At 70.1% G+C, this 17,530-nt stretch carries 14 protein-coding genes, 1 tRNA gene and 2 pseudogenes; 10 read left to right on the forward strand and 7 right to left on the reverse strand.

What is annotated here, in order from left to right:
* Positions 1-119: 119 nt before the first annotated feature.
* Positions 120-1,325, reverse strand: a complete 1,206-nt coding sequence (locus ACX6XY_RS19735; RefSeq protein ID WP_460332345.1) for an acyl-CoA dehydrogenase family protein — start codon at positions 1,323-1,325, stop codon at positions 120-122.
* Positions 1,319-2,278, reverse strand: a complete 960-nt coding sequence (locus tag ACX6XY_RS19740; protein ID WP_460332347.1) for a ScbA/BarX family gamma-butyrolactone biosynthesis protein — start codon at positions 2,276-2,278, stop codon at positions 1,319-1,321. The genes ACX6XY_RS19735 and ACX6XY_RS19740 overlap by 7 nt, the downstream gene beginning before the upstream one ends.
* A 264-nt stretch (positions 2,279-2,542) precedes the next feature.
* On the opposite strand from ACX6XY_RS19740, the gene ACX6XY_RS19745 reads away from it, so the two are divergent.
* Entirely contained in the window at positions 2,543-3,205 is a 663-nt protein-coding gene (locus ACX6XY_RS19745) for a ScbR family autoregulator-binding transcription factor (protein ID WP_460332349.1), read from the forward strand.
* A 99-nt stretch (positions 3,206-3,304) separates the two neighbouring features.
* Here ACX6XY_RS19745 and ACX6XY_RS19750 read toward each other — a convergent pair whose 3' ends face one another.
* A complete protein-coding gene (locus tag ACX6XY_RS19750; protein ID WP_460332472.1) occupies positions 3,305-4,705 on the reverse strand; it encodes an MFS transporter in 1,401 nt (466 codons plus the stop codon).
* Between ACX6XY_RS19750 and ACX6XY_RS19755 the strand changes: the two genes are divergently transcribed.
* From ACX6XY_RS19755 to ACX6XY_RS19765, 3 genes and pseudogenes are all read left to right on the forward strand, one after another.
* Positions 4,670-5,071: an ArsR/SmtB family transcription factor gene (locus ACX6XY_RS19755; RefSeq protein WP_460332351.1), complete on the forward strand. Its 402-nt coding sequence runs from the start codon at positions 4,670-4,672 to the stop codon at positions 5,069-5,071. The genes ACX6XY_RS19750 and ACX6XY_RS19755 overlap by 36 nt on opposite strands.
* Positions 5,072-5,185: 114 nt before the next feature.
* A pseudogene (locus tag ACX6XY_RS19760) lies at positions 5,186-5,271 on the forward strand (IS5 family transposase); the annotation flags it as partial.
* A 454-nt stretch (positions 5,272-5,725) separates the two neighbouring features.
* Positions 5,726-5,920: pseudogene (locus ACX6XY_RS19765) on the forward strand (aminotransferase class I/II-fold pyridoxal phosphate-dependent enzyme); the annotation flags it as partial.
* On the opposite strand, the gene ACX6XY_RS19770 reads toward ACX6XY_RS19765, so the two are convergent.
* A complete protein-coding gene (locus ACX6XY_RS19770; RefSeq protein ID WP_460332353.1) occupies positions 5,910-6,872 on the reverse strand; it encodes a helix-turn-helix domain-containing protein in 963 nt (320 codons plus the stop codon). The pseudogene ACX6XY_RS19765 and the gene ACX6XY_RS19770 overlap by 11 nt on opposite strands.
* Positions 6,873-7,062: 190 nt before the next feature.
* On the opposite strand from ACX6XY_RS19770, the gene ACX6XY_RS19775 reads away from it, so the two are divergent.
* On the forward strand, positions 7,063-8,502 hold the full coding sequence (locus tag ACX6XY_RS19775; RefSeq protein ID WP_460332355.1) for an MFS transporter: 1,440 nt from the start codon (positions 7,063-7,065) through the stop codon (positions 8,500-8,502).
* Positions 8,503-8,711: 209 nt separating this feature from the next.
* On the opposite strand, the gene ACX6XY_RS19780 is transcribed toward ACX6XY_RS19775, so the two are convergent.
* Positions 8,712-8,785: transfer RNA gene (locus ACX6XY_RS19780), tRNA-Gly, on the reverse strand.
* Positions 8,786-9,354: 569 nt separating this feature from the next.
* Here ACX6XY_RS19780 and dcd point away from each other — a divergent pair.
* Together dcd and ACX6XY_RS19790 are read left to right on the forward strand one after the other, a co-directional pair.
* Positions 9,355-9,930 carry a dCTP deaminase gene (dcd, locus tag ACX6XY_RS19785; RefSeq protein WP_460332357.1) on the forward strand — a complete coding sequence of 192 codons (576 nt, stop codon included), beginning with the start codon at positions 9,355-9,357 and terminating at the stop codon, positions 9,928-9,930.
* A gap of 28 nt (positions 9,931-9,958) precedes the next feature.
* Entirely contained in the window at positions 9,959-10,459 is a 501-nt protein-coding gene (locus ACX6XY_RS19790) for a phosphoribosyltransferase (RefSeq protein ID WP_460332359.1), read from the forward strand.
* A gap of 110 nt (positions 10,460-10,569) precedes the next feature.
* Here the strand turns inward: ACX6XY_RS19790 and ACX6XY_RS19795 are convergent, their stop codons facing one another.
* Positions 10,570-11,607 carry a Yip1 family protein gene (locus ACX6XY_RS19795; protein ID WP_460332361.1) on the reverse strand — a complete coding sequence of 346 codons (1,038 nt, stop codon included), beginning with the start codon at positions 11,605-11,607 and terminating at the stop codon, positions 10,570-10,572.
* 162 nt (positions 11,608-11,769) lie between these two features.
* Complete coding sequence (locus ACX6XY_RS19800) at positions 11,770-14,058, reverse strand: (Fe-S)-binding protein (protein ID WP_460332363.1); 2,289 nt, start codon at positions 14,056-14,058, stop codon at positions 11,770-11,772.
* A gap of 251 nt (positions 14,059-14,309) precedes the next feature.
* Here ACX6XY_RS19800 and ACX6XY_RS19805 point away from each other — a divergent pair, with 251 nt between their 5' ends.
* The 3 genes from ACX6XY_RS19805 to ACX6XY_RS19815 are packed head-to-tail and all read left to right on the forward strand — an operon-like array spanning position 14,310 to position 17,511.
* Positions 14,310-15,752, forward strand: coding sequence for an MraY family glycosyltransferase (locus ACX6XY_RS19805; protein ID WP_460332365.1), 1,443 nt, complete (start codon positions 14,310-14,312; stop codon positions 15,750-15,752).
* Entirely contained in the window at positions 15,749-16,675 is a 927-nt protein-coding gene (locus ACX6XY_RS19810) for a WecB/TagA/CpsF family glycosyltransferase (RefSeq protein WP_460332367.1), read from the forward strand. Before ACX6XY_RS19805 ends, ACX6XY_RS19810 begins: the two co-directional genes overlap by 4 nt.
* Positions 16,672-17,511, forward strand: coding sequence for an FkbM family methyltransferase (locus tag ACX6XY_RS19815; protein ID WP_460332369.1), 840 nt, complete (start codon positions 16,672-16,674; stop codon positions 17,509-17,511). The genes ACX6XY_RS19810 and ACX6XY_RS19815 overlap by 4 nt, the downstream gene beginning before the upstream one ends.
* The last annotated feature ends 19 nt before the right edge of the window (positions 17,512-17,530 follow it).

The following is a 17,530-nucleotide window of genomic DNA, read 5'->3' on the forward strand; positions in this document are numbered from 1 at the left end:
GTCCGTCGTGCCCGCGTCCGTCGTGCCCGCGTCCGTCGTGCCCGCGTCCGTCGTGCCCGCGTCCGTCGTGCCCGCGTTCGCCGTGCCCGCGTCCACTGAGGTAAGGGGAGTAGCGGTCGTCATGCCCGTACGCCTTCCGCGCGGTCGAACGCCGCTTTGGAGTACGCCGCTGCCGCGAGCTCGAAGCCCAGAGTGGCGTGCCCGGCCGCGGCGGTGACATCGCGCCAGCGCCGCTGGATCGGGTCGCCCTCCGACTGGGCCCGCACTCCCTGTGTGCGGAAGAGCCGGTCGACGGCCCCGGCGCAAAGCTCGGCCGCCATGGCCGCGTTCCGCTGATTCTCCGGAACGTTCAGGGGATTTGGCGGCTCCCGGTCGGCGCGGTGCGCGGCCTGCTCCAGGAGTAGCTGTGCCGCCTGGATCTCGCCCGAGCAACGTGTCAGGGCCTGCTGGACCTTCGGGGACTGCCGCACTTCCTGGCCGCCGTACCACTGACGTTCCGTCATCTCGGCGGTCCAGGCGGACAGAGCCCCGCGGGCCGCGCCCAGGATCGGGGCCGCGAACAGCAGCCCGGCGACCATCGGGAACGGCACCGTGTGACAGGGCGCGCCGCCAGGCAGCGGAGGGAGCAGATCCGTGAGGAGCATGGTGCGATGAGCTGGTACGTATACGTCATCGGCCTGGACCGAGTTGCTGCCGGTGCCCCGCAGGCCCAGGGTGTGCCAGGTGTCCACGGCGGTGAGCCTCGTGCGCGGTACGGCGAAGATCCGGTGTTCGCGGTCCGCGCCGCGCTGTTCAGGGCCCGCGCCGGGCCCCGTCCAGCTGGCGAGGAGCACCCAGTCCGCGTGCTCGAGCCCGCTTGCGAAGGACCAGCGCCCGGAGAGTGACCAGCCGTCCCGGCGGGTGGTCGCCTCGCCCTGGGGCGGTACGACCGACGCGGCGATGCGCACGTCGGGGGTGCGGGCCCAGAGGTCGTGCTGCGCCTGTTCCGGCAGGTAGCCGGCCAGGCGCGCGTGGGACGCGTACAGGGTGGCGCACCACGCGGTCGACGCACAGGCTTCCGCGACGCATGCCGAGGCGTCGAGCAGCGAGGTGAAGTCGCCCGCGGCGCCGCCCCAGCGGCGGGGCACGAAGTGGCGGGCGAAGCCCGCTTCCGTGATGGCGGCGGCCAGGTCGTCGGTGAGTTTGCGGCGCTCTTCCACGAGCGCCGTGTCGCGCCGCGCGAGTCTGGCGAGCGCTGCCGACGCCTCGGGCAGTACCGACGCCTCGGGCAGCGCCGACGGCGCCATGGAGGGTGTCGCGGTCGTGGACGGGGCGGTGATCAGCATGCTGCGCCTCGCTCGAAGCCCCGGTGCGCGGGGCGGGTCAGCCTGCCACGCAGGACAGCGGATGCCAGCGTCCTGCCCTCCTGTAGCGCCGTGACCTCCATGCCGGAGGACTCGCCGCCCCCCTCGCGGGCGGCGGCGCGTGCGCAGAGGGTGACGGGGAGGCCCAGTTCGCCGAAGGCGGTGAACGTGGCGCTCACTGTCGTGAGCGACCACAGGCGGGGGGCGGGGTCGGTCACGCGCGGCGCCCCGGCCAGGGCGGTCTGGCGGAACGCCTCGAGGAGAACCATGCCGGGGACGTGGTCCGACTGGTGGTCGAACAGGACCGGATGGTCGCGGTTCAGCCGCAGCCGCCAGGACGGCCCTGGGCCCCGGACACCGTCCGGCTCCCATCCGAGCAGTACGTCACGGTCGCTGCGGTGTCCTACCGCCATCGGCGGCAGCGGCATCACGTCACCGGCCTGCCTACCCGCGTAACTCCCCGTTCCAGCAGGGATATTGCGGCAACGGACGATTTCGTAGCGCCGGGGCGCCATGGCCTCCCAGTGCAGCGAGGCCCGGCCGATGCGCAGACCGCCCGCATAGGCAGTCACTTCAAGCCGCATGCCGAAGCGCCGCGGGTTGTCGGTGGTCCGGACACAGACGGCGTCGAGGACAACCGGAAGCGGGGAGCCTCCCCGGGGCGGCAGCGGGCGGTCGAGGTCGAAGTCGAGGTCGCGCAGAACGAAGGGGTGTTCCTCGGGGACGCCGTAGAACCGGTGCGAGAGGTGGATCGTCGCCTGGCGCACGGTTTCGACCAAGAGGTACGGATCGCTGGGCGCTCCCGAGCCGCGATGGTAGAGGAAGTGGTCGCGCGGCCAGCGGGCCGCGATGGCGAAGCGGTCGTCCCCCAGCGGCCTGGCGTCCGTTAACAGGACCTCGGACTGGGCCGCCTTGTGTACGGCGGCCCGTGGCACGAGGGCGTCGAAGGAGAGTTCAACCCCGGGAACTGCCGGAATGGCTGCTCTGCGGTGCCGAGGAGCGGTCGAGGAAACAGTGGTGCTGTGCATGTACTTCCCTCCCCCAAGGCAAAGCCGGCGCCGGGCGCAACGGCCTTCCTTGACCAAGTTCTGCCTCGACGCAAAAATATACCTGCAGGAAGGTATATTGCAACGGTTGCTCGAAGCCACCCCTCCACACACCAGGAGCTGAGAGCGAAGGACCGAGAGAGGCAGGAAACGATGTCGAACAGCCCGGCCGCGCAAGGAGAGGGCAGATCCGCGTTCACGGCGAAGCGGTTCGCCGGGCGACGGGGGCCGACGCCCAAGCAGGACCGCGCCGCCCGCACCAAGTCCCTGGTGCTGACCGCCGCCGCCGAACTCTTCGCGGCCAACGGCTTCCGCCACACCTCGGTGAAGGATGTGGCGGAGCGGGTCGAGATGACCAAGGGGGCTGTCTATTTCCACTTCCCCACCAAGGAAGCGCTGGCCGTCGCTGTAGTCGAGCACCTCTATGCCAAGTGGCCGACGCTCCTGGAGGAGATCCAGGCCGAGGGGCTGACTCCGCTGGACACCGCGGCTGAGATGCTCAACCGCGCCGCGCTCGCCTTCCGCGACGACGTCATCGTCCAGGCCGGTGCCCGGCTTCAGCTGGAGCGCCCGCACATCGACGCCGAACTTCCGCTGCCGTATGTCGACTGGACCGAGCTGCTCACCGAGCTCCTGTCGGCCGCCCTCGACGAGGGGCAGGTCAAGGCGGGCACCGACCCGGCGGCCACGGCCCGCGCTCTGGTGGCCGGCTTCTTCGGTATGCAGCACATCTCCGATGTGCTCGAGCGCCGGGCCGACATCGTTGAACGGTGGCGGGAGGTGCGGGATCCGCTCTTCGCGGCCATCAGCCGCTGAGCCGCATGGGGGCGGTACGCCAGAGGGGGGACCCGCGTGCGGCTGTGCACCGCGGGTTCAACTCGCGGTGCACAGCCGGACGTTCGGGAGCGGACGGGTCTACGCGGGGTCGGGAATCTGCCGACGGCGGGCCAGCGTCACCAGACCGCCGCAGACCGCCAGGGTCACCAGGACCACGCCGAAGATCGTCGATCCGGTGGTCAGGCCGACCGCGTCACTCAGGAACCCGGCCACGACCGGGAGAATTCCGGCCGGCACGTAACCGCCCACATTGAGCGCCGCGTTGGCCTCGGCCAGGCGCTCCGAGGGGACCGAGGCGTTCAGCAGCGAGAGGCCGCCGAGCTGGCCCATGCCCTGGCCCGCCCCTGCGAGCACCGCGGAGGCGAGGAGCAGCACGACCGACGCGGTGTGCACGGCGGCCATCAGGGAGACCATGCTGACCGTCGTACTCACCGCACCGGCGGCGAGGATGGTGCGCACCCGCAGCTTCTGCACCGCGAACTGCACCCCGGTGGCCGCCAGGAACATCACGAAGGCCATTGCCCCGGCGACGATACGGCTGGTGGTGCCGAGCAGCCCGGAGAGCAGGGACGGACCGAGGGAGAGCACAAAGGACGTCGAGGTGATGCCGGGGGCGAACACGGCGATGCCGAGGAGGAGTTGACTGCCGTTACCGCGCGGCACGCCCGGAACCCGGACCCATGAGGCCTTCCGGGCGGGCTCGCCGCCCTTGGTGACGCGGGGCTTGGCCGGCAGCGGCATGCGCAGGACGACCAGGAGCGCGGCGGCGAGGAGCGCGACCTCCACCACGAAGACCGTCACGGTCGGCGCGGGCATCGTCTCGGAGAGCACACCGGCAAGGAGCGGGCCGAGTCCCGCGCCCAGGACCATGGCGCACGACGCCAGCAGGGCGCCCAGCCTCTTACGGCCAGGGCCCGCCACATCCGAGACCGCGGCCATGCCGGCGGAGACCGCCGCTCCGACCGCGATACCGGTGAGCAGCCTGGCGATGACCAGAGCGACCACCGACGACGCGGTTGCGAAGACCACGCAGGCCACCGTGGCGAGCGCGAGGGCGGGCAGCAGTACGGGCTTGCGCCCCACCCGGTCGGAGACCACGCCCGACACCAGCAGAGAACCGATCAGCCCCACGATGTACCAGGCGAAGATCACGGTCAGCATGCCCTTGGAGAAACCGATGTCGCGCTGCCAGAGCACATACAGCGGGGTCGCCGCGTTGGACAGGATGAACACGGCCGTGACGGGCCAGGCCGCCAACCAGACCCACCACCGGGGGGCCGTCGCCGCGCTGCTCGCGCCGCTCTCCGCACTCTTCGGCCGCTGCGGCGCGGCTTGTACATCCGTCACTGCGTCTCCCCTGGTGGTCTCCATTACGAGTCGACTCGAACCTACCTCTAGTACGATTAAACTCGTACATAGGAGATGCGTTATAGGGAGATGTCGATGACCAGGTTCAACGTCCCGCCCGCCCCCGCCGATCTGCCCACGCCCCTCCCCGAACCCGCGGTCGAAGAGCTGCGTCTGGAAGTCGTGATGGCGGCGCTGAGCGACCCGCTGCGCATGGGCATCGTCCGCAGACTCCTGCTCGACTCCGAGGACTTCGACCACTCCTGCAGTTGGTTCGGCCTGGACCGGCCGAAGTCCTCGCTCACCCATCACTTCCGTGTCCTGCGGGACGCGGGTGTCACCCGCCAGCGTCAGTACGGCCTGGAGCGCCGCAGCCAGGTACGGATCGACGACCTCAACGCACGCTTTCCCGGCCTGCTCGAGCTGGTGGCGGGGTGGCAGCCAGCACAGGGGCTGGGGGGCGGTGCGAGGAAGAGCGCGGCGGCGGGTGCGGCTTGAGCGCCGACTCGGGCCCAGCCTCACACCTGCCCAAGAACCGCGAAAGGGCTCTTCGGGGACGAGTGTGGAGCCGCACCCAACGTCGTCAGCGGCCAGGGCGGCCTCGTAGCCGTCGGCACCCAGCTGCTCGACCAGGTCACCGCCGACCACCCCGGCATCCGCAAGGTCTGGGTTGACGCAGCTATCGCCAGCACCTCGTCAGTGCCATCCGGCGCACGCCCCTTGCCGGCCTCTCGAAACTGTGCGCGACTTCCTGGCCGTTCGCACTAGTGGTGCGATGCCTTGAAATTGGTCTAGGCAACAAGAAAGCCCCAAGTCTCTGACCTGGGGCTGAACTGTGGAGCGGGTGACGAGAATCGAACTCGCGCTCTGAGCTTGGGAATCCCATGATCCGCCGGAGGGTCTTCGCAGGTCAGGCGGGAGTTAGAGGGGGAAACGGCATGACGGGGGTGGGCGCGACGGTGGCCTTACTTAGCCGCTATGGACCGTGGCTACTGGTGCGGTAGTGGTGCGCGCGGCTAGTGAGAGGGGGGCGGCGACTCGGCTGGCTCCCGTACGTCTGGGGCTGCGGCCTTGAACCCGCGACTTCCTCGTCCCGAGCGAAGCCCAGTCGCCCCCCTCGCCGCTTGTCGCCTGCGCCTGATCGTGCCCTTCAATTCCCCGCACAACCCGACGGGCATGGTACTGACCAGGGAGCTGACGGCCATCGCCGAACTGGCAGTCGAGCGAGACCTGATCGTGGTGACGGACGAGGTGTATGAGCACCTGGTCTTCGACGGCCAGCACGCCCCACTGACCGCCGGACCGAGAACATCGCTCTGTGCGTCTGTGTCGCGCCCTACCCCGTAGCCCTCAGCTCGTTCTGGCGTGCGGCCGGAGCCGGTGCCGCGTGCTCAGGTGCGGAGGGTGTCCGGGGCAACGGTTGCCAACGTTTCTCCGGTTGGTCCAACTCGGCTGCTGCACAGCTGGCGAGGAGTCGCAGTGCTGCTTCGGACGGGGTACGGGACTCGGCGCTGTAGGCGATCATGCGCTGCCCCGAGTTGCCGGGGATGTGCAGGTTCTCGAAGGCGAGCTCCATGACGCCGACCACGGGGTGGCGAAAGTGCTTGACGCCGGAGGTGCACGTGCGGACGGGGTGCCGCGCCCACCGGGAGGCGAATTCGGGGCTCTGCATGGCGAGCTGCCCGATGAGCTCGGCGAGCCGCCGGTCATCGGGGTGGCGTCCGGCCGCCAGGCGCAGCGAGGCGACGGCGAGCTGGGCCTCCTCGTTCCAGTCGGAGTAAAGGGTTCGGAAGTGCTCGTCGAGGAAGAGAAGTTGCGTGAGATTCGGGCGGGTTCCGGGTGTGTCCGGGGCGCTGCGGTCCAGATGTCCGGCGAGGAGCGCATGGCCGAGCTGGTTCCAGGCGAGAATGTCGTTCCGGCGGTCCAGGACAAGGGCGGGCACTTCTGACATCGCCGACAGAAGCTGTCGGGCCGACCTGCTGGCGTACTGTGCTCGCTCCGTCGGTACACGCTGGGTGGTGGCGGGCCGGGCGAGGTCCTTGAGGTGGGCGGTCTCGTCGTCGGTGAGCTGGAGCGCACGGGCGATGGCGCCGAGGATGGAGTCCGAGACGCTGGTGGCTCGCCCTTGCTCGAGCCGTGTGTAGTGGGTGACGCTGACGCCGGCGAGCATGGCCAATTCCTCACGACGTAGGCCGGGGACGCGTCGGCGAGCGGTGTGTGCGGTGAGACCGGCGTCTTCCGGGCGCAGGTCGGCGCGTCGGTTCCTGAGGAAGTCCCCCAGCTCGGACGATGTGCCCATCGGTGCCCCTCGGGTCGGCAGCTATGACTCTATGATGCCCGCCGCCGCCAGTCCGCGTCGCCCGTGAGGGTGGTCCTGTGGTGACTACCCTGCGTGGTGCTGGTCAAGAGTGGGTTCTGGTTGCGCTCCTGCGTTCCAGTGAGGCTTTCTCCGCAACGACTTGTGCGCGAGAGAAAGGTACGACCCCCTCATGACGGTCACTGATGCAACAGAGGCGAAACCCGATGGGGAACTGCCTCCGACACGCCTGACACCCCGTCTCCGGCTGGTGTTGGTGGTGCTGCTGGCGGCGCAGTTCATGCTGGCCGTGGACTTCTCCATCCTGAATGTGGCGCTGCCGGTCATCGGGGAGGGTCTGGGGTTCAATCTGGCGAATCTCCAGTGGATCGCAACGTCTTTCGCCCTGTGTGCGGCCGGTTTCACGCTGCTCTTCGGGCGCATCGCGGATCTCTTTGGCCGCAGGCGCCTGTTCCTGGGCGGCCTCGTCGTCCTTGGTTTGGCCTCGCTGGTGGGCGGCCTGGCTAGGTCCCCGGAACTGCTTATCGTGGCACGGGTATTCCAGGGCTTGGCGACCGCGGCGGTGACGCCGGCCGGGCTTTCGCTGCTGACGACATCCTTCCCCGAAGGTCCTTTGCGAGATAAGGCGTTGGGGCTGAATGGGGCCCTTATGTCTGCGGGTTTCACCACCGGTGCCATCCTCGGCGGTCTGCTGACGGATCTGCTGTCTTGGCGGTGGGCCTTCTTCATCAATGTGCCGGTGGCAGCAGTCGTGCTGGTTGCCGCGGTTGTTGTGGTCAAGGAGTCGCGTCTGGACGAGCGTCCGAAGCTGGACCTCCCTGGCGCCGTCAGTGTCACGCTCGGTCTGCTGGCGATCGTCTTCGGCCTCACCCAGGCCGGTGAACATGGTTGGACCTCGTCTACCGCACTGCTGTCGCTAGCCGCGGGCGTGGTGTTGCTGATCGTCTTCTATGCCGTCGAGCGCAAGGCGGCCGCTCCGCTGGTGCCGCTGAGTGTGTTGGGTCGGCGGACCGTGGCCTGGGGAAATATTGCTGGTCTGATCGCGTTTCTGACGGAAACCTCGCTGGTGTTCCTGATGACCCTCTATCTGCAGAAGGTGCTGGGTTTCTCTCCACTCGCCGCCGGTCTGTCGTTCGGTGTGCTGGGTGTTGGAACGGTTATCGGTGGTTCGATCGCCCCGCGGTTCATCGGGCGGATCGGCACCAAGTCGACGCTGATTGTCGGCGGCCTGCTGCAGACCGTGGCGACCGCCGCGCTCCTGGGGCTCGGGGACGACCGGTCCTGGATGTGGTTGCTGCTGGTGGCCACCTTCGCCGGCGGTGTGGGAAACATGCTCGTCATCGTCGGGTTCATGGTCACCGCCACCACCGGCCTGCCCGACCACGAGCAGGGCCTCGCCACCGGTCTGGCGACCATGACGCAGCAGGTCGGTATCACGATGGGCACGCCCATCATGAGTGCCATCGCGGCTGCCAGTATCACCGGAGCCGGTACCGCGGGCGTTCTCGACGGGCTGAAGGTCGCCGTCGCGGTGAACGCCGCCATTGCGCTAGGCGGAGTGATCGCTGCCGCGCTGTTCCTCCGTAAACCTGCTCAGACCAACGCGCAGTGAACCGACTCGTCGACGGGCTGGCCGGTGGACACCGGCCAGCCCGTAGTTCCCTTTGGGAGGCCCTGCGTGTCCGCGCGGGGCGAGCGCTAGTTCGACTACGTTGCTCGGTGTCGCTGTTGGTGACCCTTGGCGGGGGTGTAGTGGTGCGACGCTCCGGAAATGGTCTAGACGACAAGTAAGGCCCAGGTCGCTGACCTGGGCCTTCGCCTTGGAGCGGGTGACGAGAATCGAACTCGCGCTCTGAGCTTGGGAAGCTCATGTTCTACCATTAAACTACACCCGCACGATGGCGAGGAGTGCTCGCCGCATCGTGCGGATACGATACCTCATTCAAGGCCCCCGGTGTATCTGCCGCGGGGCCTTCGCGGTGTCCGGGCGGCGGGCGGGGTCACGGCGCGGGCTGCGGAACGGGCTGCGGGGTGCGGGAGTTGGGGCGTACTGTGTGCGGCCGAGTGTCGCTGGGGCGGTGCCGGAGCGGCGTTGGGGGCGGTGTCTGGAGTGCCGCCTGGAGTGACGTCCCTTTCATCCCGTAATGTGAGCTTTCGTCGTCAGTGACTCACTGGTTGTGGGGAAGGGACTCAAGGACTTGATGGAGCGCACCGTCGTCCGTTGTGCCGAGGGGCACGTCTTCAGCACCGCTTCGTTTCCGATGCAGCAGCTCGGGGCCGAGCGCATCGGGCCTGGGCGGCTGCTCCGCTGTCCGCGCTGTGCCCGGCTCCGGCACGCGGTGCCGGTGGAGCGGGTGCGTCGCTGAGCAGCGGCAGCGGTAGAGGCAGAGAGGTACGCAGAGCGCGTGGGGCCGTCGCGGAGTCGGATTGCGGCGGGCCCGCGCGCTCTGCGTATCCTCGGGGCGTGCTTCTCTCTGACAAAGACATCCGGGCCGAGATCGACGCCGGGCGCGTGCGGATCGATCCGTACGACGCGTCCATGGTGCAGCCCTCGAGTATCGACGTGCGGCTCGACCGCTACTTCCGGGTGTTCGAGAACCACCGCTACCCGCACATCGACCCCGCCGTCGAGCAGGCCGACCTGACCAGGATGGTCGAGCCCGAGGGGGACGAGCCGTTCATCCTGCATCCGGGTGAGTTCGTGCTCGCCTCGACGTACGAGGTCATCTCGCTGCCCGACGACCTGGCCAGCCGGTTGGAGGGGAAGTCGAGCCTGGGGCGGCTGGGTCTGGTGACGCACTCGACCGCCGGGTTCATCGATCCGGGGTTCTCCGGGCATGTGACGCTCGAACTGTCGAACCTCGCGACACTCCCGATCAAGCTGTGGCCGGGGATGAAGATCGGCCAGCTGTGTATGTTCCGTCTGTCGTCACCGGCCGAGTTCCCGTACGGGAGCGACCGGTACGGGTCCCGGTACCAGGGGCAGCGCGGGCCGACGGCCTCGCGGTCGTATCTTCAGTTCCATCGGACTCAGGTGTGAGTGTGAGCGGTTGTGAGTGTGAGGCGTTGTGAGTAGTGGCGTGCGGGAGAATCTGACCTACGACGGCTTCGGGCACGCCGTCCGTGAGCTGGCGCAGACGATCGCCGACGACGGGTACGAGCCGGACGTCGTGCTGAGCATCGCGCGGGGCGGGGTGTTCGTCGCCGGTGGGCTCGCGTACGCCCTGGACTGCAAGAACATCCATCTGGTGAACGTCGAGTTCTACACCGGCGTGGGGACCACGCTGGAGATGCCGGTCATGCTCGCGCCCGTGCCGAACGCGATCGACTTCTCCCACAAGAAAGTGCTGATCGCCGACGACGTCGCCGACACCGGCAAGACGCTGAAGCTGGTGCACGACTTCTGCCTCGACCATGTGGCCGAGGTGCGCAGCGCCGTGATCTACGAGAAGCCGCACTCGCTGGTGAAGTGCGAGTACGTCTGGAAGCGCACCGACGACTGGGTGAACTTTCCCTGGAGTGTGGAGCCGCCGGTGGTGCGGCGGGCTGGGCAGGTTCTGGACGCCTGAGGGTCGGCCCGGACGCCTGAGGGGCTTCTTGAGCGCTTGAGCGCTTGAGCGCCTGGCGTGCGTGAGTGGAGTGAGGGCCGGATCCCTGTGGGGTCCGGCCCTCACTTCGTTCAGAACGTGCCCAGCTTGATGATGGAGAGCAGAGCGATCAGCTGGATCGCGGAGGCCGCCAGGGCCTTCGGCCACGGCAGGTCGTGGGACTTGCCGACCATCATCGTGAGCAGCGCGCCAGCCCCGATCCAGGTCGCCCAGCCGAGCATCTGCACCAGCGAGGCGTCGCCGCCCAGGAACATCGCGAACAGCAGGCGCGGCGCGTCCGTGAGCGAGGCGATCAGCATGGAGAGGCCGACGGTGGGCTGCCACGCGCCGTCGCCCCCCAGCTGGCGGGCCAGGGTGTGGGTGACCACGCCCAGTACGAGGAAGCTGAGGACGATCGCGACGCTGGTGGTCAGGACGATCGGGACGCTGGTGGCGAGGGTGGCCGTGATCGCGTCCTCGCGGGCCTCGTCGAAGCCGAACACGGCCAGCAGGCCGTAGAGGAAGGTGACGGTGAGCGCCGGGCCCCACAGGGTGTGGTCGCGCATCTGGAGGAACGTCGGTCCGGGGCGCAGCACGATGCCCCTGAGGAGTTCCTTCCAGTGCAGGCGCGGGCCCACGGGGGGTGCGGTCGCGGCTCCGGCGCGGTAGGTCTCGCCTTGGCTGTACGGGTCGCCGCCGAGCGAGAACGCCTGGGTGTGGCCGGGGTTGTCGCTGGTGGCGTACGGGTCGTGGGGCGCGGCTTGGCCCGCGGAGTGGCCCGCTGCGTGGCCCTGGGCGTACGGGTCGCCGAAGTACTCCGGCTCGCCGGGGGCGGGGGCGTGGCCTTGGGTGTGGCCCTGGGCGTACGGGTCGTACGCGCCTCCGCCGCCGTACGCGCCCCCGTGGCCGGGCGGGGTCTGGGGCCACTGCTGACCGGCGCCGCCTCCTGGGCGTCCCCGCTGACCCTGCTGCGGATGCGAGTGCGGGTGCGTGTCGGGGTGCGCGTGGGGGCCGCCGTACGGCTGCTGCTGTCCGTACGGCGGCCGCTGCGCGGGTTGTTGGGGGCGCGGTTGCGGTTGCCGTTGCTGTGAGCGGTTGTCCCGGCCGCGTCCGATCCTGAATCCAGCCACGTCGACGAACGTACCCGCTCCGGCTGAGCGGTGGGTGAGAGGCGGCCCGATACGGGGGGTTTGCGGCCGAGCTGTGACAACCCTTAGGGGAGCCCTGGGGGGTTAGCCCCAGGGCCCCAGGGCCCCAGGGCCGTACTACGCGGTCCGCTACTTCACGGGCTCCTACTTCACCGGCTCCGGCTCGGGTGCGTCCGCGCCCTCCGCCTCGCCCGTCGGGGGCTCGTCGACCGGCGTCTTGACCGAGTCGAGGAGCAGCTGGGCGACGTCCACGACCTGGAGGGCCTCCTTGGCCGCGCCCTCGTTCTTCTTGCCGTTGACGGAGTCGGTCAGCATGACGAGGCAGAACGGGCAGGCGGTGGAGACGATGTCCGGGTTGAGGGACAGGGCCTCGTCGACGCGCTCGGTGTTGATGCGCTTGCCGATCCGCTCCTCCATCCACATCCGCGCACCGCCGGCGCCGCAGCAGAAGCCGCGCTCCTTGTGCCGATGCATCTCCTGCTGGCGCAGGCCGGGGACCTTGTCCATGATCTCGCGCGGCGGCGTGTAGATCTTGTTATGGCGGCCCAGATAGCAGGGGTCGTGGTACGTGATGAGGCCCTCGACCGGGGTGACCGGGATCAGCTTGCCCTCGTCGATGAGGTGCTGGAGCAGCTGGGTGTGGTGGATGACCTCGTAGTCGCCGCCGAGCTGCGGGTACTCGTTGCCGAGCGTGTTGAGGCAGTGCGGGCAGGTCGCGACGATCTTCTTGGCCGACTTGGGCTTCTTCGACTCCTCGGTGACGTTGCCCTCGTCGTCCGTCTCCTCGCCGAAGGCCGTGTTCAGCGTGGCGACGTTCTCCATGCCGAGTTCCTGGAACAGCGGCTCGTTGCCCAGGCGGCGGGCCGAGTCACCGGTGCACTTCTCGTCGCCGCCCATGATGGCGAACTTGACGCCCGCCATGTGCAGCAGCTCCGCGAAGGCCTTGGTGGTCTTCTTGGCCCGGTCCTCCAGCGCGCCCGCGCAGCCGACCCAGTACAGGTACTCGACCTCGGTGAGGTCCTCGATCGTCTTGCCGACGACCGGCACCTCGAAGTCGACCTCCTTGGTCCACTCCAGGCGCTGCTTCTTGGCCAGGCCCCAGGGGTTGCCCTTCTTCTCCAGGTTCTTGAGCATCGTGCCCGCCTCGGACGGGAAGGAGCTCTCGATCATCACCTGGTAGCGGCGCATGTCGACGATGTGGTCGATGTGCTCGATGTCGACCGGGCACTGCTCCACGCACGCGCCGCAGGTGGTGCAGGACCACAGCACGTCCGGGTCGATGACGCCGTTCTCTTCGAGTGTGCCGATCAGCGGGCGCTCGGCCTCCGCGAGTGCGGCCGCGGGCACTCCGGCGAGCTGCTCCTCGCTGGCCTTCTCGTCGCCCTCCATCGTCTTGCCGCCGCCCGCGAGCAGGTACGGGGCCTTGGCGTGCGCGTTGTCGCGCAGCGACATGATCAGCAGCTTCGGGGACAGCGGCTTGCCCGTGTTCCAGGCCGGGCACTGCGACTGGCAGCGGCCGCACTCGGTGCAGGTGGAGAAGTCGAGCAGGCCCTTCCAGGAGAACTGCTCGACCTGCGAGACGCCGAAGACGTCGTCCTCGCCCGGATCGGTGAAGTCGATCGGCTTGCCGCCGGAGGTCATCGGCTGGAGCTGGCCGAGCGCGGTCCCGCCGTCCGCCTCGCGCTTGAACCAGATGTTCGGGAAGCCGAGGAAGCGGTGCCAGGCCACGCCCATGTCGGTCTTGAGCGAGACCGTGATCATCCAGATGAAGGACGTCGAGATCTTGATCATCGCGACCAGGTACGTGACGTTCTGGAGGGTCGAGACGTCCAGCTCGGAGAACGCCGCCACCAGCGGGTACGAGAATGCGTACGCGAGCTCCCAGTGGTCCACGCCCGCGAACGCGCCCTCCAGGCCGCGCAGGGTCATGATCGCCAGGCCGATGGTGAGGATGACGGCCTCGACGAAGTACGCCTGACCCGTGTTCGAGCCGGAGAAACGAGACTTGCGCCCGGCCCCGCCAGGCCGCGAGAGCTGCCGGATCACGATCAGCACGGCGATGCCCAGCACCGTCATCGTGCCGATGACCTCGATGAACAGCTCGTACGGCAGCCAGTGCCCGATGATCGGCAGCACCCAGTCCGCCTTGAACAGCTGGCCCGTGGCGTTGACCAGCGTCAGCAGCAGCGTGTAGAAGCCGATCGCGACGAACCAGTGGGCGACGCCGACGATGCCCCAGCGGTTCATGCGGGTATGGCCGAGGAACTCCTTCACCAGCGTCACGGTGCGCCGGTAGGGGTCGTTGATCCGGCTGCCGGCCGGTACCGGCTGGCCGAGCATCACGAAGCGGAAGATCTGTGCGATAGCTCGGGCGAACAGCGCAAAGCCGACCACCATCAGGGTCAGCGACACAACAATCGCAGCCAGTTGCATGTAAGGGCTCCTCGGGCCTGCGAGGTGGGGATTCCGGGGGACTCTGGCGGATTCAGGGAATTACTACTAAGCGGTAACTTACCCAGACCGTCCGAGCGTACCCACATCCTGCGCCGCACTGTAGCCAGTACGACGGTGATCTGCGTCGCTGAGGGTCGCCTTGCCGCGCGCCCTGTCACGTACGAATGATGTGGATGATTCGGATCGTGTTATTCACCACATATTGGGATATTTGCGTCTAGTTTGTCACCGTGCTTTATGGGACCGCGGCCGCGCTCGGCGCGCTGCTGCTCACTGCCGTACTTACTGGACTGGTCCGCAGGGTCGCCCTGCGGGCCGGGGTCGTCGACCACGCCGCCGATCGTTCCGGTCGCTCCGGTCGCTCTGGTCGTTCCCGTCGTACCGGCGGGCGCGGTCTGGACGCGCCGAGCACGCGGCCGACCCCGCGTCTCGGGGGCGTCGCGGTCGTCGTCGGCGCGCTGCTGGCCTGTGGTGTGGCCGCCGGGGCGGGACCGGGCGCAGGAGTGGGAGCAGGAGCAGGAGCAGGAGCAGGCGCAGGCACGGGCCTGACGACACTGCTCGTGGCCGCCCTCGCGGTGGCCCTGCTGGGCCTCGTCCACGATCTGCGCCCGTTGCGCGCCCGGCCACGGCTGGCCGTCGAGGCGGCGGCCGCGGTCGCGGTGGTGTACGGCAGCGGTCTGCCGCCGGTCGCCGCGGTACTCGCCGTGGTCTGGATCGTCCTCGTCACCAGAGCCTTCAGCGGGCTCGACCACGCGGACGGGGTGGCGAGCGTGGTCGGGGTCGTCACGGCGCTGGGGCTCGCGCTCTGCGCGGCCGCGGAAGGGCTGGGGGATCTGGCCCTGGTCCTGAGCGTGCTGGCCGCCGCGCTCACCGGCTTCCTCGTCCACAACTGGCACCCGGCCCGGATCACGCTCGGCGACTGCGGGGCGCGCTTCGCGGGCTTCCTGCTCGCGTCGGGCGCGGTGCTGGTGCACGTCGGGCACCCGGCGACGTCCAGCGCGGCCGCGCTGTTCGCACTCGCCGCGGTGGCTGTCGCGGACGCCGCGCTGGTACTGCTGTCCCGGCGGTCCCCGCAGTCCGTGCGGCCCTCGCAGTCCGTGCGGTCCCCGCAGTCCGCGCAGTCCCGTCGTCATGCCAGGCAGGGCGGGGGCGACCACAGTGCGCACCGGCTGCGTCGTCTCGGGCTCACCGCTCAGGGGGCGGCCGTCGTCCTCGCTGTCGTCGCGGCGGCCGGTACGGTGACGGGCCTGCTGGTGCACCGCGGCACGCTCGGCCCGGTCGCCGTGCTGCCGCTGGCGGGCGGGCTGCTTCTGGCGGTCGGCGGCCTGCTCAGCGTCCCGGCGTACGGGCCTGCCGGGCCTGCCGGGTCGCCCCGTACGGTCAGGACGCGGGCACTGGGCCCGCCGGGGCGTCCGGGCTCGCCGGGGCCGTCGGGTACGCCCAGGCCGCCCCGCCCGGCGGACCCGGTCTCCAGCACCTGGAGCCGCGTCGCCGCCCCCCGCTCGGCCCGTCCGGCTCGTACCGACCGGCGGACCCCTCCGGCCCGTACGGCTCCCAGACCCAGCGGCGTACGGCTCCCGCTGCCGCTCCCTCTCCCGCTGCCCGGCAACCGGGCGCGACGCCGCGCCGAGGGGCCGCGGTCCGCCGCCGACCTGGCAGGGGACGCCCGATGACCGCGCCCTGGCCCGAACCGGGGCGGAACACCGTGAGGCGGAGCGGCGTGCGGCGGGGCGGCGCGGAGTCGGGCGCGCCGAGGCCGGACGCGCCGGTGCCGGACACCCCGAGCCACGGCGGTCCGCGTCGCGGCCTCGCGTCGCCCGCGTACGCCGCCCGCACGGCGCACGGGGTCGCTCGCGCCGTGGACGGGACGCCCGACGCCGGAGCCGGTGTCGCCGCCGCGACTGTCATCTGCGCCGGGGTGCCGCTCGCCGCCGTACCCCGAGCCGAGGCCGCGGCGGCGGTGGTCCGGCTGGCCGCCGGGGGTAGCGCGGCCGACGTGCATCTGTGTGACACGTACACGCTGGCCCTGGCGGACCGCGACCGCCGCCTGCGCGGACTGCTGCGCTCCGCCGTCCTGAACCTCCCCGACGGGCACGCCGTGGCCTGGGCGAACCGGCTCGTCCACCGTGACCGCCGCCTCCCGCGCGAGCCCCTGTACGGGCCCGACCTCCTGCTCGACGTGTTCGGCGTCGGCGAGTCCGTCGGCCTGCGCCACTACCTGCTGGGCGCGAGCCCCGACAGCGTGCGGCGGCTCACCGCCGCGCTCCTGGCCCGGTACCCCCGTACCCGCATCGTCGGCGCGGAGGCCGCGCCGCGCCGCGCGCTCGACGCCGGGGAACGGCGGTCCCAGCTCGCGCGGATCAAGGACAGCGGCGCGCAGCTCGTCTGGCTCGGCGTCAGCGTCCCCCGGCAGCACCACGCGGCAGCCCGGCTCGCCGCCGCGCACCCCGCCGTGTACGTCGCGGTCGGCGCGGCCTTCGAGCGCGTCGCGGAGACGGGGTCGGGCACTCGGTGGCGCGAGACCACGGCGCGCCGGGCGCTGTGGGGCAACCCCCGGTTCGTCTGGGCCGCAGGAAAGGGAGCCGTACGGGTATGACACTCCTCGACAGGGCGCGCGAGCTGACCCACCGCGTCGGCGTCGGCGGCGGCGCGCATTCCGGCCACGCGCGCGTACGCCCACCACGCTGCTGGCCGGGGCCGCAGCTCGTCCAGCTGCTGCACCGGTACGCCGTCGACCTGGTGCTCGACGTCGGCGCGGACACCGGCGGATACGGCGCACAGCTGCGACGCGGCGGCTACCACGGCCGCATCGTCTCCTTCGAGCCGCTCGGCCGCCCGCGCGCGCTGCTGCACCGCGCGGCCGCCGACGACGAGTTCTGGTCCGTGCTGCCGTACGAGCTGGGCGACCCGCACGGCGAGCAGCCGACCGGGGAGCAGCGCCTGGACGCGCTGTGGGAGGACGTCGTCGCGCCCGGAGAGCGCGTCTTCCTCAAGGTGGACGTACCGGGCCAGGAAGCCCCCGTACTGCGTGGCCTGGGCGAGTACGTCACCGAGTGCGTCGGCCTCCAGTCCGGTACGTCGCTGGGGCCCGCCCTCGGTCCGCTGCACGAGCACGCGCTCCTCTTCCACGACACGCTCACCTACGCCCAACAGGCCCTCGGCCTCACCCTGACATCCGTCGTCCCCGGCCACACGCACCCCGAGTCCGGCCAACTCCTCACCTGCGACCTCGTCCTGTTCAAGGACGACCAGGCGGAGGACCAGACGGACGACGAGGCGGACGCCCAGGCGGCGGACGCTCAGAAGGGGGACCGGCCGGAGGATCAGGCGGAGGGCCGGGCGGAGGGGCAGGCGGAGGGGCAGGCGTATGGCGACGACCCCGAGGCCGCCGCACCCTCGTACACCGTCTCGGGCGCGCCCCCGCGAAGCTGACGGCTCGGCCGAAGCCGAC

Source organism: Streptomyces sp. O3 (assembly GCF_054788135.1).

Bases quoted from the DNA above. Each gene is read 5' to 3' on its own strand.
- ACX6XY_RS19755 (WP_460332351.1), top strand. From the start codon at position 4,670: ATGACCAGGTTCAACGTCCCGCCCGCCCCCGCCGATCTGCCCACGCCC.
- ACX6XY_RS19810 (WP_460332367.1), top strand. From the start codon at position 15,749: ATGACCGCGCCCTGGCCCGAACCGGGGCGGAACACCGTGAGGCGGAGC.
- ACX6XY_RS19815 (WP_460332369.1), top strand. From the start codon at position 16,672: ATGACACTCCTCGACAGGGCGCGCGAGCTGACCCACCGCGTCGGCGTC.
- ACX6XY_RS19775 (WP_460332355.1), top strand. From the start codon at position 7,063: ATGACGGTCACTGATGCAACAGAGGCGAAACCCGATGGGGAACTGCCT.
- ACX6XY_RS19735 (WP_460332345.1), bottom strand. From the start codon at position 1,325: ATGCTGATCACCGCCCCGTCCACGACCGCGACACCCTCCATGGCGCCG.
- ACX6XY_RS19745 (WP_460332349.1), top strand. From the start codon at position 2,543: ATGTCGAACAGCCCGGCCGCGCAAGGAGAGGGCAGATCCGCGTTCACG.
- ACX6XY_RS19770 (WP_460332353.1), bottom strand. From the start codon at position 6,872: ATGGGCACATCGTCCGAGCTGGGGGACTTCCTCAGGAACCGACGCGCC.
- ACX6XY_RS19800 (WP_460332363.1), bottom strand. From the start codon at position 14,058: ATGCAACTGGCTGCGATTGTTGTGTCGCTGACCCTGATGGTGGTCGGC.